We start from the raw sequence: 17,770 nt of genomic DNA, 5'->3' as shown, positions 1-17,770 counted from the left end.
CGACCTCAACTGAAAGGAGCAAGACCATGACCATCGGTTCCGAATTCCATGTGAACGTGCGCGATCTGGCGGGCCCGCAATGCGTGCAGCGGCTGACCCAGGCCATTCAAAAACTCGACCCGACCGCGTTGGTGCAGTTCGACCTGCAGCAAGGCTTTGTCGATGTGGTGACCACGCAGCCCGAGCAGGCTGTGCTGATGGCCATTAAAGATCAGGGATTTCACCCTTGGCTCTCTTGATGACCGCCCCGATTTAATTTACCCGGTTTTAATTGACGGGTAAATTTTATCCGGGTAATATTTGGGGATGGAGCATTCATCACTGATTTTGGCCACCGCCTTCATGGGGCATCGCCTGCTGGCCACAGGCCCCCTTCACCAAGTCGCACTGGCCGTGAAAGCTGCCGGTGATGCGCCTGATCCGGTCCTGGTATTCAGGGACGCGACCGGCACCGTGATTGACCTGGACTTGCGAGGTTCGGATCAAGACATCTTGCAACGGTTGGACCCGGCGCTCAGCCCCCAGCCCGTCGGCGCCGAGATGGCCATGGCCGAACCGCGGGGCCGAGGCAGGCCCCGCCTGGGTGTGGTCGCCCGTGAGGTGACCTTGCTGCCCCGCCATTGGGAATGGCTCAACGCGCAACCGGGCGGGGCGTCCGTGGCCCTGCGTAAATTGGTTGAGGAAGCGCGGCGTGCCTTGCCGGAGAAAGAACGTAAGCGGCAATCGCAAGAAGCGGCCTACCGCGCAATGGCTGCCTTGGCGGGCAATTTGCCCCATTTTGAAGAAGCCAGCCGTGCGCTGTTTGCCGACGATGCGACGCGCTTTGTCAATCTGGTGACCGATTGGTCAGAGGACATCTGCCTCTACGTTAAGCGGCTGGCTTGGCCTTGATCTCCACCCAAAGCACGTGCCTCTCTTTTTGAAATATGATGATCGTCATAAATATTGGTTAACATTCAGCCATGGACGCCAAACCAAGCCGCCGCGAGGCCACCCACGATCGCATTGTTGAAGCCGCCGCACGCGCCATCCGCCGTGCCGGTTACCAAGGTGTGGGCGTGGCCGACATCATGAAAGAGGCCGGGCTCACGCACGGTGGCTTCTATGCGCACTTTGCTTCTCGCAATGCCTTGTTGGTTGAAGCCCTGGAGCGCGCAGGCCAAGATGGCTTGGCCAACATGACGCGCCGCATGGCCCAACGCCAGGCAGCTGGTGCCAGCGAGTTCCGCGCCTTGGTTGAGTCCTACCTGTCTGACGCCCACCTGACCGGCGCCGAGCACGGCTGCCCCGTGGCGGCGCTTTGCTCTGAAATGCCCCGCCAGGCCGCGGAAGTCCGCGATGCCTCTGCGCTGCGAGTGCAAGGCATGGTCAAGTTGGTGAAGAAGACATTGCCCGCCAGCAGCCAAGCCGAGGCGGCCATGGTGATTGCCAGCACCATGGTGGGCGCCTTGCAGCTGGCCCGTGCGCTGGGCAACAACGCGCAAGCCAAGGCCTTGCTCAAAGCCAATCGCCAAAGCTTGCTGGCTCAGCACGACCAGCCCGATTGACACTGCAGTTTCCCTGAACGCGCCGTCCAGAATGATGGCTTTTTTTGACCCAATAATATGATGACCATCATATAAATTAACCAGAAGTTCATGACCATGAAACTCAATAACGCTGTGGTTCTCATCACCGGTGCCAACCGGGGCCTGGGCTTGGCTTTCGCCCAAGAGGCGCTGGTCCGTGGCGCTCGCAAGGTGTACGCCGGGGCACGCGATCCCGCCTCGGTCACGCTGCCCGGCGTCATCCCCGTGAAGCTGGACGTGACTGATCCTGCCGATGTGGCGCGTGTGGCGGCTGAGCTGGGCGATGTCACGCTGTTGATCAACAACGCCGGCATAGCCAACACCGGCGGTTTTCTTGCGCCCAACAGCGTGGAGTCTGCTCGGGCGCACATGGAGACCAATTTCTTCGGCCCCTTGCGCTTAAGCCAGGCCTTTGCAAGCGTGCTGGCGGCCAATGGTGGTGGCGGCATCATCAATGTGCTGTCGGTGGTCAGCTGGATCAACGCGCCCGTGCTGGGGGTGTACAGCGCCAGCAAGTCGGCCGCCTGGGGCCTGACCAATGGCCTGCGCCACGAGCTTCGTCCACAGAAGACGCAGGTGCTGGGTCTGCACGTGGGTTTCATCGACACCGACATGGCGCGTGGCTTTGATGCGCCCAAAACGCCTCCGGGTGTGATCGCCGCGCGCACGCTTGATGCGCTTGAAGCGGGGGCAGATGAGGTGCTGGCCGATGAGGTCACGCAGCAGGTCAAGCAGGGCTTGTCTGCCGAGCCGGGCGTCTACTTGGTTGCGGCCGACGCCTGAGCTAATGCTGCCCAAACGGAGAGACCGCCAGGTGTTCATGTTTGGGGTGGCGGCAGATTGGCTCGGTGTTGGGAGTGGCGATCAGGGCGGTGCTGATCTGTCAACTCCGGCCCAACCGGTCGGCTGATTTGACCCGCAGCTTTTACAAGGTTTTGCGACAGGTTTACACGCGCTGGTCCTGAGTTTCCAGAACTGAAGCGATCGATGAACGGGCACGCCGTTTGCCCAAATGAGGCATCGATCTATTCAAGGACAGTCCATGACTGCAAATCCCACGCTGAGCCGACGGAGGCTGCCATGATTGCTGGCAAAAACGTGCTCGCTTTCGTCATGGCGGGCGGCGAGGGCACGCGCCTGCATTCGCTGACAGCAGATCGTTGCAAGCCTTCGGTACCGTTCAATGGCAAGCATCGAATCGTGGACTTCGTGCTCAGCAACCTGGTCAATTCCGAGATCTACTCGGTGTACTTGCTGGTGCAGTACAAGTCTCAGTCCTTGATTGAGCATGTGCGTCAATCATGGACCATGAGCCGCTTCATCCCCAACCACTTCATCACCGTGGTGCCGCCCCAGATGCACTCGGGCAGAGAGTGGTTCCAGGGCACGGCCGATGCCATCTTCCAGAACATTCACCTGATTGAAAGTGCCCAGCCCGACTTGGTGGCGGTGTTTGGGGCTGACCACATTTACCGCATGGATGTCCGTCAGATGGTCGAGTTCCATTTGAAGACCCAGGCTGATGTGAGTGTCGCCACCTTGCCGGTGCCTGTTTCGCAAAGCCCATCCTTTGGCATTGTTGAGATCGACGATGAGCACCGCGTGATTGATTTCATTGAAAAGCCGCCCACTGCCAAGTCGATGCCTGGCCGACCTGGGCGTGCGCTGGCCTCGATGGGCAACTACATCTTCAAGGCTGATGTGCTGCTGCGTGAACTCAAACGCGCCAAAGAGTTGGGCGAGAGTGATTTTGGCCAGCACATCCTGCCGCGCATGATGAAAACGCACAAGCTGGTGGCGTATGACTTTGCGACCAATGAAATTCCAGGCACTCAGCCCTATGAGGAAGCGGCGTATTGGCGGGATGTGGGCACCATCGATGCCTATTTTGAGGCGCACTTCGACACCTTGGGCGCCAAGCCGAATTTTCGGATGAGCAACCCGCAGTGGCCGATTTACTCCAGCAACGATTCGGCTGAATCGGCTCAGATCGAGAAGGGCATGATCAACCGCTCGGTGGTGGGCTCGGGCAGCGTGATCAATGGTGCGAGACTGGACCATGCCATGCTGCGTCGATCGGTGCTCGTTGAGCCCGATGCCCAGTTGGAGCATTGCATCGTGATGGAGCGTTCGGTGATCAGCACTGGCGCGCGCATCAGGCGCGCCATCATTGACCAGAACAACCACATCCCGCCGGGCGAGTTGATCGGGTACGACCTGGAGAAGGACCGTCAACGCTTCCACGTCAGCGAAGGTGGGGTGGTGGTTGTGCCCCGAGGCTATTTTCCAGGCACCGTGCCTGTGGAGCGCGACCTCACCAGTCGGCACGCTTGAACAATGAAGAAATCATCCGGAAAAGATGGGGTGGCAGAGGCCGCGCGTACTTGGCACCTGGAAGCCGGCCAGGCTTACCCGCTGGGTGCCACGCTGGATGGCGGCGGTGCCAACTTTGCACTGTATGCCAGCACGGCGGACAAGGTGGAGTTGTGTTTTCATGCGCTTGATGGCCGCGAGATTCGCCGCTTTGAGTTAACGCGCAAATTGCACCATGTGTGGCATGGCTATGTGCGGGGTTGCCCGGCAGGCACCCTGTATGGCTATCGGGTGCATGGCCCGCATTCGCCCGAGGACGGGCAGCGGTTCAATCCCAGCAAGTTGCTGATAGATCCTTATGCCAAGGCCATCGTCGGGTCGGTGGACTGGTCCCCAGCGCACTACGATTATGAGTTGGACACGGTTGACGAAGACCTGGCGCAAAACAACAAGGACAGTGCGCCAGGCATGCCCAAGTCGCAAGTGGTGGACGATTCCTTTGATTGGGGCGATGACCAGCCACCGAAGGTGTCTTGGCGTGACACCATCTTCTACGAGGTTCATGTCAAAGGCTTGAGCCAGCGGCACCCCGACGTGCCTGAGGCCCAACGTGGCACGTACGCCGGGCTGGCCTCGCCCCCCGTGTTGGATCACTTGAAGAAACTCGGGGTGACGTCGATTGAACTGCTGCCCGTGCACGCTTTCATTGATGACCAGCGCCTGGTTGAGGCCGGCTTGCGCAATTACTGGGGCTACAACACGATCGGCTTCTTCGCGCCCGAGATGCGCTACAGCGCCACGGGCTCGATCAACGAGTTCAAGCAGATGGTCAAGGATGTGCACGCCGCCGGGCTGGAGGTGATCCTGGACGTGGTCTACAACCACACAGCCGAGGGCAACCACATGGGCCCCACGCTGTGTTTCAAAGGCATTGACAACGCCACCTACTACCGCCTGAGCCCCGAAGATTCACGGTACTACGTGGATTACACCGGCACCGGCAACACGCTGAACAGCCACCACCCCGTGGTGCTGCGCCTGATCATGGACAGCTTGCGTTACTGGGTGACGCAAATGCACGTGGATGGCTTTCGCTTTGACCTGGCGACCACGTTGGGCCGCAGTGCATCAGACTTTGACCACCACAGCAGTTTCTTTGCCGCGCTGGCGCAAGACCCTGTGCTGTCGCAAGTCAAGCTCATCGCCGAGCCTTGGGACCTGGGTGACAACGGCTACCAGGTGGGTGGTTTTCCACCAGGCTGGGTTGAGTGGAATGGCCTTTACCGCGATGCCGTGCGCGACTTCTGGCGTGGGCAAGAGCACACGGTGGCCGAGTTGTCGCGCCGCATGTGCGGTTCGAGTGACCTGTATGAGCAACGGGGGCGTTGCCCGACCGACAGCGTCAACCTGATCACTGTGCACGATGGCTTCACCCTGCGGGACCTGGTCAGCTACAACGACAAGCACAACGAAGCCAACGGCGAAGACAACCGCGATGGTGAAAGCCACAACCGCAGCTGGAACTGCGGCGCGGAGGGCGAGTGTGACGATGAGGCCATCCGGGCCTTGCGCCTGCAACAGCAGCGTAATCTGCTGACGACCTTGTTTTTGTCGCAAGGCACGCCTTTGTTGCTGGGTGGCGATGAGGTCGGACGCACGCAAGGTGGCAACAACAATGGCTATTGTCAGGACAGTGAGATCAGCTGGTTCGACTGGAACCTCACCCCCGATCAGCAGGGCTTGCTGTCATACGTGCAGCGCCTGGTCGAGTTTCGCAAGGCCCAGCCTGGCCTGCGTCGCACCGACTTCCTGGATGGCCACATTGACGAAGATGGCCACCGCGACGTCACCTGGTTCGATGCCGAGGGCCGCGAGATGACGACCGAAGCGTGGCAAGAGCCCGAGGCTCGCACGGTGGCATCCATGTTCTGCGGCCGCCACACGGGGGAATACGACGAGCATGGCCGCCGCGCCAATGCCGAGACGCTGCTGATGCTGATCAACGGGCACCACGAGGACGTGCCGTTCACCCTGCCGCCGCATTACGAGCAAAAGGACTGGACCGCGCGTTTCGACACCAGCCATGTCCACGGTCAGCCCGAGCAGCAGGCATGGCGGGCGGGCGAGGCCTATCCTTTGGCAGCCAGGTCCATGGTCGTGTTCACGCAGGCTCCGGGATGAGCGCTCGACATGCCCACGCCATGCGTTTTGGGGCGCAGGTGCGCGAAGGTGGTGGCGTTGATTTCCGCTTGTGGGCGCCCGCTGCCCAGCGGATCGAACTGGTGTTGAAGATCCAGGTGGCCGAGGGCGGCGATGCGCGTTTCATCGAGGTCCATGGCAACGCCTGCGGGGGCAATGAGGATCCCGCCCGAGAGTGGTATGAGTTGTACGTGCCGGAGGCCACGGCGGGCAGCCGATACCGCTGGCGCATTGATGGTGAGCTCGATGTGCCAGACCCGGCTTCTCGAAGCAATCCCGATGGGGTGCACGGCTTCAGCGAGGTCATTGATCCCATGGGTTTTGAGTGGACACACTCAAAGGCTTGGCAAGGCTTGCCTTGGCACGAAGCGGTGATGTACGAGATGCACGTGGGCGCATTCACGCCGGAAGGCACGTATGCCGCCGCACAGGCACACCTTTCAGAACTGGCCCGGCTGGGCATCACCGCCATCCAGTTGATGCCGCAAGCCAGTTACCCGGGCCGGTTTGGCTGGGGCTATGACGGTGTGCTGCTTTTCGCGCCCCAGTGCAGCCATGGCACGCCCGACGATTTGAAGCGATTCATCGACGCGGCCCATGGCTGTGGGCTGATGGTGATGTTGGATGTGGTCTACAACCACTTCGGGCCGGATGGCAACTACCTGCCGCGCTATGCGCCGGGATTCTTCTCTGTTCAACACCACACGGCCTGGGGCGCCGCCATCAACTTCGACGGGCCGGGCAGCGCCACGGTGCGCGACTTTTTCATCGACAACGCCTTGTACTGGGTGGACGAATACCGATTCGATGGTCTGCGCTTTGATGCCGTGCACGCCATGCTGGATGACTCTCGCCTTGACATCATGGCGGCGCTGTCGGTCCGGGTGCGCCAGGCCCTGCCTCAGCGCCACATTCACCTGGTACTGGAGAACGACAGCAATGATGCCTCGCGCCTGGGCAAACCCGCCACACCGGGTCGGTTCGAGGGGCAGTGGAATGGCGACTTCCATCATCCCTTGCACGTGCTGTTGACTGGCGAACGCGACGGCTATTACGCCGAGTATGCGGACGATCCCATGGAACAGTTGGCCACCAGCTTGACCAACGGCCTGGTTTGGCAGGGTGGCCCCCACAACTGGGCACATGCTCAACCAAGGCGTCGAACGACCTCGCCCCAGCCTTTGCTGAACATGGTGAATTTCTTGCAGAACCACGACCAGGTGGGCAATCGCGCCATGGGCGACCGCCTTGCTCAACTGGTCGAAGAGTCGGCCCTGCGCCTGGTCACCGCCGCGCACTTGCTGAACCCCGCGCCACCGCTGCTGTTCATGGGCGAGGAGTTTGGTGCCGTCACGCCGTTTCTGTATTTCAGCGACTGGAGCGGCGACTTGCGCCAGGCCGTGACCGAAGGTCGCCGCCGGGAGTTCGCACAGTTTCCGCAGTTCTCCAACGCCGAGAGTCGGGCAAGCATTCCCGATCCCTGCGATGAAGCGACTTTTGTTCGCAGCCAACTGGATTGGATCGCTGCGGCCCAGCCAGAAGGACAACGGTGGCTGAGCTTCTACAGAGAACTGCTGGCCTTGCGTCGCCGGTGGATCGTGCCCTACCTGCCCACGGTGCTCGACGGTGAACACCAGGCAGAGCGCATTGGCGAAAAGGGCCTGAAGGTGCGCTGGGCGTTTGGCGATGGCGTTGTGTTGCACATGGCGCTCAACCTTTCAGCGCAGAGCTTGAGCTTGCCCGTGTCTGTCCCAGCGTTGCCAGTGGCGGGCGCGTTGATGGTGGTGGGCGAGGTGGCGGCTGATGGCTTGGGGCCGTGGGCGGGTTGTTGGTGGATTGATCGGACGGAACCTTGATGAACAACACCTCGAAGGGAGAAGGCTTGGAGTCGCTGTGCGCCCACCTTGGTCTGGCTACGCGCTACAACGACGTCTGGGGGCACGACCACGAGGTGCCGGAAGCCTCTTTGCGCAAGTTGCTGAAAGCCATGGACCTGGATGCCGAGACAGACGAGGCAGCGCAGCGCACCGTGGCCGGACTGAAAGCCAAGGAGCAGCATCGGTTGATGCCTTCCGTGTTGGTGCTGCGCCAAGGCCAGCCTGCGAGCATCAGCGTCACGCTGCCAAAGCAGGCGCCGCAGGTTGAGTCGGACTGCCGCTACACCTGGACACTGGCGTGTGAGAACGCCGAGCGTTTTGGCGGTCTGATGTTCACGCGGCAGGATGGTTGCCCTGAAGCGCTCCACCTGCAAATTGATCTACCCCAGGCCCTGCCATTGGGGTACCACCAGCTCACCCTCAGGTCGGCATCTCAGTCTTCGGGCGAGATGGCGCGCACGCGCGTCATCGTCTGCCCAACGCGGTGCCACGAGCCCAAAGTGCTGAGGCAAGGTGAGCGGCTGTGGGGGCCGAGCATTCAGCTTTACGCCCTGCGTTCCAACGACAACTGGGGCATTGGTGATTTTTCAGACCTGAAGCGGCTGCTGGAGATCGTGGCGGGGCAGGGCGCCTCGTTCGTGGGCGTGAACCCCTTGCACGCCTTGTTCCCGCACGAGCCTGAGCGCGCAAGCCCCTACAGCCCATCTAGCCGCAACGCGCTCAATGTGCTGTACCTCGACGTGACGGCGGTGCAGGACTTCGCCGAGTGCCGCTTTGCGCTTGACCTGGTCAACAGCGTGCTGTTTCAGCAGCGCTTGCAGGCCTTGCGTGAGCCCGAGATCGTCAACTACCGAGCTGTGGCGGCAGCCAAGTTCGAAGTGCTGGAGATGCTTTTCAAGCACTTTCATTTGCGCCACTTGTCGGCCGATACCCACCGCGGCCGTGCGTTCAGGGCCTTTCAGAAAGAGCGTGGCAGCGAGTTGCGACGTCAGGCTTTGTTCGAGACTTTGCAGGCGCACTTTCACGCGCAAGACTCGGCGGTTTGGGGTTGGTCCCTGTGGCCCCAGGCCTACCGCGACCCTGAATCGCTTGCCGTGGCGGACTTTGAGCGCGAGCACGAGGTGCAGGTTGAATTCTTTGAGTACCTCCAATGGCAGGCCGAGCTGCAATTGCAATCGGCCCAGGCGCGGGCCGAGTCCTTGGGCATGGCCATCGGTCTATACCGTGACCTGGCCGTGGGCGTGAACGAAGGTGGGGCCGAAACCTGGAGCCGCCAAAACCTCTATGCCATGAGCCTGCACGTTGGTGCGCCGCCAGAAGAGTACAACCTCGCTGGGCAGGATTGGGGTTTGCCGCCGATGATCCCGTCGCGTTTGCGCGATCAGGATTTTCAGCCCTTCATCGACACCCTGCGCGCCAACATGCGCTGCGCGGGGGCTTTGCGCATCGACCATGTGATGGCCTTGATGCGGCTGTTCTGGATCCACCCTGAGGATGGCGCCAAGTCGGGCGCTTACATGAGCTACCCCTTCGAGGAGATGATGGGCATCCTGGCGCTCGAAAGCCACCATCACCGTTGCCTCGTCATCGGCGAAGACCTGGGCACCGTTCCGCCCGCCATGCGCGAAGCGATGCGTGAGCAATACCTGCTCTCTTACTGCCCGCTGTTTTTTGAGCGCACGCACGATGGGCGCTTCAAGCCGCCTGCCGATTGGCCGCTTCATGCCCTGGCCGTGGTCAGCACGCATGATCTGCCCACATTGCGTGGTTTCTGGAACGGCAAGGATGTCGATCTGCGGACCGAGTTGGGCCTGTTTCCCAGCGAAGAAGTGCGGGCTCAGCAGGTGGTGGGCCGCGCGCAAGATCGGGCGCAACTGCTGTTGGCCTTGGCGCAAGAAGGTGTCATCCCTCAAGGTAGCGTCCACCCACCCGGGATGGATGACACCTCGCCAGCGTTCACAGACGCCGTTTACAGCTTCCTGGGGCGCACGCCCTCACAGCTGGTCGGTGTCCAGCTGGAGGATGTCACCCAGCAGCTCATCCAGGTCAACATCCCGGGCACCAGCGAATCGCAGTTTCCCAACTGGCGGCGCAAGTTGGGGGTGACGCTGGAAAGCCTGGCCAGCGATCCCCGTCTGCTGTCGATCGGAGCCGCTTTGCGGCGCGCGCGACCCAGCGATGTGGCGCCTCACACCCCCCTGGATGAACTACCGCCGCTGGCCACGGCTGTGATTCCCCGTGCCACCTACCGCGTGCAACTGCACAAGGACTTTCGCTTCAGCGATGCCATGGACATCGTGCCCTACCTGGATGCGCTGGGCATCAGCCACTTGTACACCTCGCCCTACCTGCGGGCCCGCGCGGGCAGTACGCACGGCTACGACGTTGTTGACCACAACGCGCTGAACCCCGAGATCGGTGACGAAGGCGACTTTGAACGGCTTTGCGCGACCCTGTTGCGCCACGGCATGCACCAGTTGATTGACATCGTGCCCAACCACATGGGTGTGCTGGAGGCCGACAACGCCTGGTGGCTGGACGTGCTGGAGAGCGGCCCCGCCTCGGTGCATGCCGAGACCTTTGACATCGACTGGAACCCACCTGCGCCTGAACTGGTGGGCCAGGTGCTGCTACCAGTGCTGGGTGACCACTATGGCAAGGTGCTGGAGGCGGGCGAGCTCAAGTTGTCTTTCGATGCGCTGGTTGGCGAGTTCTGGATTCATTACCACGACCACCGTTTCCCCATCGACCCTCGCCACTACGCGGACATTCTGGCCGTGGTGCCCGCTCCGACGCCCACCGATGAGTCGGTCAGCGAGGAGGTCCAGATCGTTCAGTCACTGCTGCATGCCTTGGCCAGCTTGCCGCTGCGAGGTGATGGGGCACCGTCACAGCGTGCGGTGCGGCAACGGGACAAGGGCATCCACAAGCGGCGGTTGGCCCAACTGGCTAGCCGCTTCGAGTGGCTGGGCCACTGGGCGGACGCTTGCCTGAGTCGCCTGAACGGCACGCCCGGCGATGCGGCCAGCTTCGACCTGCTGGACGCGCTGATCAGGCAGCAGGCCTACCGACTGGCCTTTTGGCGGGTGGCGGGTGATGACATCAACTACCGCCGCTTTTTCGACATCAACACCCTGGCCTCCGTGCGCATGGAGCGGGACGCCGTGTTCGAGGCCACGCACCAAACCATCTTCCAGTGGTTGCGAGCGCGCAAGGTGGCGGGCCTGCGGGTCGATCACCCCGATGGCCTGTGCGACCCTCAAGGCTACTTCACCAAGCTGCAATCGCGCTACATCGCCCTCATGCGGACGGCGGATGAGCCCGACGAAACCCCTAAGGCCTTGTTCGTGGCCGTGGAAAAGATCCTGGCCGACCACGAGCGCCTGCCGCCAGACTGGCCTGTGCATGGCGGCACCGGCTACCGCTTCTCCAACCTCGTCAACGGGCTGTTTGTGGATGGCCATCACGAGGAAGACTTCGATCGCCTCTATAGCGATTTCATTGGCCACAAATTGGGATTCGACGATGTGCTGCACCAGGCCAAGCTCGACGTCATCGCTACCTCGTTGTCCAGTGACCTGGAGGTGCTGACGGAGGCCCTGCACCGCATCGCGCTGGGCGATCGCCGCACCTGCGATTTCACCCGCAACCGATTGCGCGTGGCCTTGCGCGCCGTCGCCGCGGCCTTCCCGGTGTACCGAACCTACATTGGCGAGCGAGGCTTCAGCAGCGCCGATCGGCAGCACATCGACTGGGCCATCGCCAGTGCCAAACGCCGCAGCCGTGCCTCTGAGGTGAGCGTCATCGACTACCTGCGCGACATCATGCTGGGTGCGCCCACCGAGCCCGATGCCGAGCGCCGTCAGGCCATGCTGAATCTGGTCTACCGTTGGCAGCAGTTCACCGCCCCGGTGATGGCGAAGTCCATGGAAGACACGGCGTTCTACCGATACCACCGCCTGGCTTCACTCAACGATGTGGGGGGCGATCCGCGGCACTTTGGCCTGTCGGTCAGCGCCTTCCACGCAGCCAATCAGCACCGGGCCCGCTTCACGCCCCACAACATGCTGGCCACCTCGACCCACGATACCAAGCGTTCTGAGGATGTGCGCACCCGCATCGACGTCCTGTCGGAAATGCCGCAAGTGTGGCAAGGCGCCATCGAGCGCTGGCAGGCGCTGAACCACAAGCGCACGACCCGCATTGAAGGCGTGCTCGCTCCCACTCGCAACGATGAGTACCTGCTGTACCAGACCCTGGTGGGCGTGTGGCCCCTGGAGCCCATCAACAGCGAGGCTCTGGCCGATGTGTGCCAACGCGTTCAGGCTTACATGCTCAAAGCCGTGCGCGAGGCCAAGGAGCAGACCAGTTGGATCAATCCCAATCAGGCGTACGAGGCTGCCCTGGCGCGCTTCATTGACGCCCTGTTGGGGCAGCTGGAGCCCAATCCTTTCTTGAAGGATCTGCAGGCCTTGGTGGATCAGGTGGCCCCCTTTGGCGCCTTCAATAGCTTGAACCTGGTGGCTTTCAAGTTGACCGCCCCCGGCGTGCCCGACCTCTACCAAGGCAGCGAGACCTGGAACTTCAGCCTGGTGGACCCCGACAACCGCCGTCCGGTGGATTTCAAAGCCCTGCGGGCTCGGCACGCCCAGGTTCAATCGCTGTTCGCCGGCGGGCAAGCCGATGAGTGGGCGCTTGAAGACCTGATGCAGAACTGGCGCGATGGGGGGCCCAAGATGCTGTTCACCTGGCGCCTGCTGCAGTTGCGCGCTAGCTGCCCAGAGCTGTTCAGCCGCGGCTCCTACCAGGCGCTGCCCGTGGTGGGAACGGCCGCCTCACACGTGGTGGCCTACGCCAGGGCATGGGAAGGCCAGCATTGCATCACCATTGGCAGCCGCTTGTTGCATGCCTTGACGCAGGGTGATCACGGTGCCCTGCGCCGACCCGGATGCTGGGGTGACACGCGTGTGGGCTTGCCTGTTGATTCGCCTGGTCGATGGCGAGATGTGCTGACAGGGCGGATGTTGACGGTGAGTGACGGACCGGCGGGTGGCCTGGCCTTGTCCGACCTGTTGAGGCATTGGCCAGCCGCTGTGCTGGTCCCTGCCGAGCCTTCAGCGAACCAGCCATGAAGATCTTGTTTGTCACCCCCGAGTGCGCGCCCTGGGTCAAGACGGGTGGCCTGGGGGAGGTGTCGGCGGCCCTCCCCAAAGCCCTTGGCGAACTGGGCCATGACGTCAAAGTGCTCATGCCCGCCTACCGAAGCTTGCGGGATTTGTCGGCCCAAGGGGAGGTACTGGCCGACATCCCGGCTCAAGGCGTGTGGCCCGCTGCACGCGTGGTGCAGGCCGCACCATCCGTCCAGCAAAACGCTGGCTTCTCGCTGTGGCTGCTGGATTGCCCGCCACTGTATGACCTGGCGGGCGGCCCCTACCAGGATGAACGCGGCCAGGACCACGCCACCAACGCCGTCCGCTTTGGCTGGCTCAGCCAGGTGGCAGCCCGACTGGGCAGCGACCTCAGCCCCGTGCCGGGATGGCAGGCCGACATCGTTCATTGCAACGACTGGACCACGGGCCTGGCGCCTGCCTACTTGAGTCGTCTGCCAGGCAGGGCCGCCAGCGTCATGACCATCCACAACCTGGCTTTCCAGGGCCTGTTCCCCGCGAGCGAGGCCGCCAAGCTGGACCTGCCCGATGAATGGCTGTCGGTCAGCGGCCTCGAGTATTGGTCGCAACTGTCCTTCATGAAGGGGGGCTTGCAATTCGCCGATGCCATCACCACGGTCAGCCCGACCTATGCCCGCGAAATCCAGGAAGAGCCACTGGGCTTTGGGCTGCAAGGTGTGCTGCGTGACCACGTCGACCACCTGCACGGCATCCTCAATGGCATCGACACCGGGGTATGGAATCCGGACGTGGACACCTTCATCCCGCATCGTTATGACGCCTCGACCGTGCAAGCTGGCAAGCGAGCCAACAAGGCGGCGCTGCAGGTGCGTTGCCACCTCAATCTTGATCCGCAGGCGATGCTGTTCGGCGTGGTCAGCCGTTTGACAGCCCAGAAAGGCAGCGATCTGATCATGCACGCGGTGCCAGAGATCATCGCGCAGGGCGGCCAACTGGTCATGCTGGGCGCAGGCGACACTGACCTGGAAAGCGCACTGCGCTTGATGGCGCAGCAGCACCCTGGGCGCGTCCACGTGAGCATCGGGTTTGACGAAACCCTGGCCCACCTGATCGAGGCCGGTGCGGACTGCTTTCTGATGCCGTCCCGTTTCGAGCCCTGTGGCCTGAATCAGCTGTACAGCCTGGTTTACGGCACACCGCCCATCGTTCACGCCACGGGTGGGCTGGCCGATTCCGTGGTGGACGAAGTCACCGGCTTCGTTTTTAAAAACCCCACCGCCGAAGCGCTGATCGCTGCCTTGAGGCGGGCCTTTGGTCGCTACAGGGATCCCGCAGCCTGGGATCGCCTGATTCAGGTCGGCATGGCTCAGTCGCTGGACTGGTCTGGCAGCGCTGTACGTTACGAATCCGTCTACCGGGAATTACGCTTGAGAGGCATCTGAGCGTGGCGCCGTTGCGCCCAACACACATCGCCCACTGCCACACGAAAGAAGCGTGAAAGCCACAGCCATTTTTAATGATGAAAAAGGCCGATCCGCTTTATGCTGGATTTTTGCGAATTGCCCGTGTTGGCAGCTCGCCAGCGGCCTGTTTTCCCAGCTGAGTGACCCTTGACCGATTCCCCAACCAAGTCCCCCCGAATATTGAAGCGGCTGCTCATCGGCAGTGTCGTGGTGGCTTCCATCGCGGCGGCCGCTTATTTCGTGTCTGACGAGGCGAAGACCTCCCGTCTGCAGGCCCGGTATCTGAGCGGCCTGGCCCAGGGCCTGACCTACAAAGTCGAGCCTGGGCCCAGCCGCGCTCTCAGTTTTCCCCAGCCCGGGCCTTATGACGATCGGCTGGGTTACAGCCACATTCCTGATTTCGTCAAACGATTGGGTGTGCAGGGTTACCAGGTCAGCGCCCAGGCGCGCATGTCCGACGATCTGCTGCGCGTGACCGACCAAGGCATCTTCACGGCTTACCACGAGACCTCGCAGGCGGGGCTGCAGATCCTGGATTGCAGCGGGCAGGCCATGTACGCGGTTCGGTTTCCAGAGCGTGTCTACCCGCGCTTCGAGGCGATCCCTGATCCCTTGGTCGATGCGCTGCTGTTCATCGAAAACCGCGAGCTGCTCGATGCAGCCTACCCCACGCACAACCCGGCCATCGAATGGAGCCGCCTGGGCAAGGCCGTGATCACGCAGGTGGCTCGGCACGTCAGCGACGCGCCAGGCTCGGCGGGTGGCAGCACCTTGGCCACGCAAATCGAAAAATACCGACATTCGCCCGACGGCCGCACCTCGTCCATGAAGGAGAAGTTGCGCCAAGTGGCCTCTGCCTCGGTGCGCGCCTACCTTGATGGCGAGGACACCCGTGGTGCGCGCCGCCGCATCGTCCTTGATTACGTCAACTCAGTGCCCCTGTCCGCCAAACCAGGTGTGGGTGAAGTCCATGGCGTGGGCGATGGTTTGTGGGCCTGGTATGGCCGGGATTTCGCCGAGGTCAATGCCCTGGTGAACGCCGCGGTCAAATCACCGGCGCCTGCGGGCCCTGAACTGGAGCGGCAGGCCAAGGCCTACAAGCAGGTGCTCTCCCTGTTCATTGCTCAACGCCGCCCCTCCCATTACCTGGTCGATGGCCACGAGGACCTGCAAAGGCTGACCGACAGCCACCTGCGCCTGTTGGCGAGCGTCAACCTGATCCCCATCGCGCTGCGCGATGCCGCCTTGCCCATCAAACTCAAGTTGCACCCCGTGCAACCCATCGAGCGGCCGATCTCCTTCGTGGACCGCAAGGCCATCACAGCGATGCGGTCCACGCTGTCCACCATGCTGAAGGTGCCGCGTCTGTACGACCTGGACCGCCTGGACCTGAAAACCAACAGCACCCTCGATGGCGATTTGCAGCGCACGGCCACGCGCCTGCTCAGCGACCTCAAGGACCCCAAAATGGCCATGGCTCAGGGTCTTTACGGCTATCACATGCTGCAGGCGGGCGACGATCCCAGCAAGCTGACCTTGAGCTTCACGCTGTTCGAGCGCAGTGGCCAGGCCAACCTGCTTCGGGTGCAAAGTGACAACCTGGACCAGCCCTTCGACATCAATGAAGGGGCCAAGCTCGACCTGGGCTCCACCGCCAAGCTGCGCACCCTGATCTCTTACCTCAAGGTCATCGCCGACTTGCACGGGCAGTTCAGCCCCATGAGCGAAGAAGACCTGACCGCCGTGCCCGTGCAGCGCCGGGATGTATTGCGACGCTGGTCGCGTGACTACCTGCTCGACGCCAAGGACAAGAGCCTCAAGACCATGCTGGAGGCTGCCATGGACCGCAAGTACTCGGCCAGTCCGGGCGAGACCTTTTTCACGGGCGGTGGGGCGCACCACTTCAACAACTTCGAATCGGAAGAAGACGGCGGGGTCATGGACCTGCGCACGGCTTTCCAGAAGTCGGTCAACCTGGTGTTTGTTCGCCTCATGCGCGATGTGGTGTACGCCTACATGGCCAACAACAGCAAATCGGACAACGATTTGCTGGAAGATTCAGACGACCCGCGTCGCCAGGAATACCTGGCCCGGTTCGCCGACAGCGAGGGCCGTGAGTTCCTGCGCCGTTTCTACAAAAAGTACAAAGGCAAGCCCCCAGAGGAAGCCCGCGACCAGCTCATCAAGCGAGCCAAGTCCGCGCCATCGCGCCTGGCGGTGATGTTCCGCAGCATTGATCCCCAGGCCTCGTTGGCCGAGTTCACGAGCTTCATGAACGAGCAGTTGCCAGAGCGGCCATTGAGTGAGGCCAAGCTGCAGCGCCTCTACGACGACTACGCACCCGACAAGTTTTCACTGGCCGACCGGGGCTACATTGCCCGCGTTCACCCCCTTGACCTGTGGCTGGTGGGGCACTTGAAATCTCACCCCAAGGCCAGCCTGACCGAGGTGATGGCGGCCAGCCCTGAGGAGCGCCAAGCGGTCTACGGCTGGCTCTTCAAAACCCGGCACAAGACCGCCCAGGACTCCCGCATCCGCAACCTGCTGGAGCGAGACACCTTTGCCGAAATCAACCGCGACTGGCGTCGTCTTGGCTACCCGTTTGCCACATTGACACCGTCCTATGCCACGGCCCTGGGCGCCTCTGGTGATCGGCCCGCTGCCTTGGCCGAACTGATGGGCATCATCGTCAACAAGGGCATGCGCATGCCAGTCAGCAAGTTGCAACGCCTGGACTTTGCATCGGGAACACCTTTCGAAACCCGGCTGGAGCAGACCACCGCCAAGGCGGAGCGGGTCTTGCCTGAAGAAGTGGCTGATGTGGCGCGCCGTACCTTGCTCGCCGTGGTCGACGGCGGAACCGCCAAGCGGCTCAAGGGGGCCTTTGTGCGTCCTGACGGCAGCGTGATCGATGTGGGTGGAAAAACCGGCACCGGCGACCACCGCTTTGACGTTCATGGGCCTGGGGGCGGCCTGATCTCGTCGCGCGTGGTCAACCGATCGGCCACCTTCGTCTTTTTGATTGGCGACCGCTTTTTTGGCACGTTGACGGCCTATGTGCACGAGCCCTATGCCGCCAAGTACACCTTCACCAGTGCCTTGTCGACCCAAGTGCTGAAGTCGCTTGCACCGGCCCTGATGCCCCTTGTGCAAGAAAAAGCACCCGATGGCCCAGGCAGTTGCCGCAAGAAGGAGCCGCTGGTGGCGTCCAAGCGCTGACG

10 protein-coding genes are annotated in these 17,770 nt (G+C 62.2%); all 10 read left to right on the top strand.

The window, feature by feature from the left end:
- Nucleotides 1-26: 26 nt before the first annotated feature.
- The 10 genes from PSV38_RS19610 to PSV38_RS19565 all read left to right on the top strand — a co-directional run bounded on the left by PSV38_RS19610 (nucleotide 27) and on the right by PSV38_RS19565 (nucleotide 17,768).
- Nucleotides 27-239, top strand: a complete 213-nt coding sequence (locus PSV38_RS19610; RefSeq protein WP_300550509.1) for a hypothetical protein — start codon at nucleotides 27-29, stop codon at nucleotides 237-239.
- A gap of 67 nt (nucleotides 240-306) precedes the next feature.
- A complete protein-coding gene (locus PSV38_RS19605) occupies nucleotides 307-891 on the top strand; it encodes a DUF2239 family protein (RefSeq protein ID WP_300550507.1) in 585 nt (194 codons plus the stop codon).
- A 71-nt stretch (nucleotides 892-962) separates the two neighbouring features.
- Nucleotides 963-1,547 carry a TetR/AcrR family transcriptional regulator gene (locus tag PSV38_RS19600; RefSeq protein ID WP_300550505.1) on the top strand — a complete coding sequence of 195 codons (585 nt, stop codon included), beginning with the start codon at nucleotides 963-965 and terminating at the stop codon, nucleotides 1,545-1,547.
- Nucleotides 1,548-1,643: 96 nt separating this feature from the next.
- Nucleotides 1,644-2,351: an SDR family oxidoreductase gene (locus PSV38_RS19595; protein ID WP_300550503.1), complete on the top strand. Its 708-nt coding sequence runs from the start codon at nucleotides 1,644-1,646 to the stop codon at nucleotides 2,349-2,351.
- Nucleotides 2,352-2,648: 297 nt separating this feature from the next.
- On the top strand, nucleotides 2,649-3,902 hold the full coding sequence (locus tag PSV38_RS19590) for a glucose-1-phosphate adenylyltransferase (protein WP_366526675.1): 1,254 nt from the start codon (nucleotides 2,649-2,651) through the stop codon (nucleotides 3,900-3,902).
- 3 nt (nucleotides 3,903-3,905) lie between these two features.
- A complete protein-coding gene (gene glgX, locus PSV38_RS19585; protein WP_300550501.1) occupies nucleotides 3,906-6,062 on the top strand; it encodes a glycogen debranching protein GlgX in 2,157 nt (718 codons plus the stop codon).
- A complete protein-coding gene (gene treZ, locus PSV38_RS19580) occupies nucleotides 6,059-7,936 on the top strand; it encodes a malto-oligosyltrehalose trehalohydrolase (protein ID WP_300550499.1) in 1,878 nt (625 codons plus the stop codon). The genes glgX and treZ overlap by 4 nt, the downstream gene beginning before the upstream one ends.
- On the top strand, nucleotides 7,936-13,089 hold the full coding sequence (locus PSV38_RS19575) for a malto-oligosyltrehalose synthase (RefSeq protein WP_300550497.1): 5,154 nt from the start codon (nucleotides 7,936-7,938) through the stop codon (nucleotides 13,087-13,089). The genes treZ and PSV38_RS19575 overlap by 1 nt, the downstream gene beginning before the upstream one ends.
- Complete coding sequence (gene glgA, locus PSV38_RS19570; RefSeq protein ID WP_300550495.1) at nucleotides 13,086-14,528, top strand: glycogen synthase GlgA; 1,443 nt, start codon at nucleotides 13,086-13,088, stop codon at nucleotides 14,526-14,528. Before PSV38_RS19575 ends, glgA begins: the two co-directional genes overlap by 4 nt.
- A gap of 168 nt (nucleotides 14,529-14,696) precedes the next feature.
- Nucleotides 14,697-17,768: a transglycosylase domain-containing protein gene (locus PSV38_RS19565; protein WP_300550493.1), complete on the top strand. Its 3,072-nt coding sequence runs from the start codon at nucleotides 14,697-14,699 to the stop codon at nucleotides 17,766-17,768.
- Nucleotides 17,769-17,770 lie beyond the last annotated feature (2 nt).

Source organism: Aquabacterium sp. (genome assembly GCF_029946005.1).
In the GTDB taxonomy this organism is placed as follows: Bacteria; Pseudomonadota; Gammaproteobacteria; order Burkholderiales; family Burkholderiaceae_C; genus Aquabacterium.
This window is presented reverse-complemented; position numbering and strand designations above follow the sequence as displayed.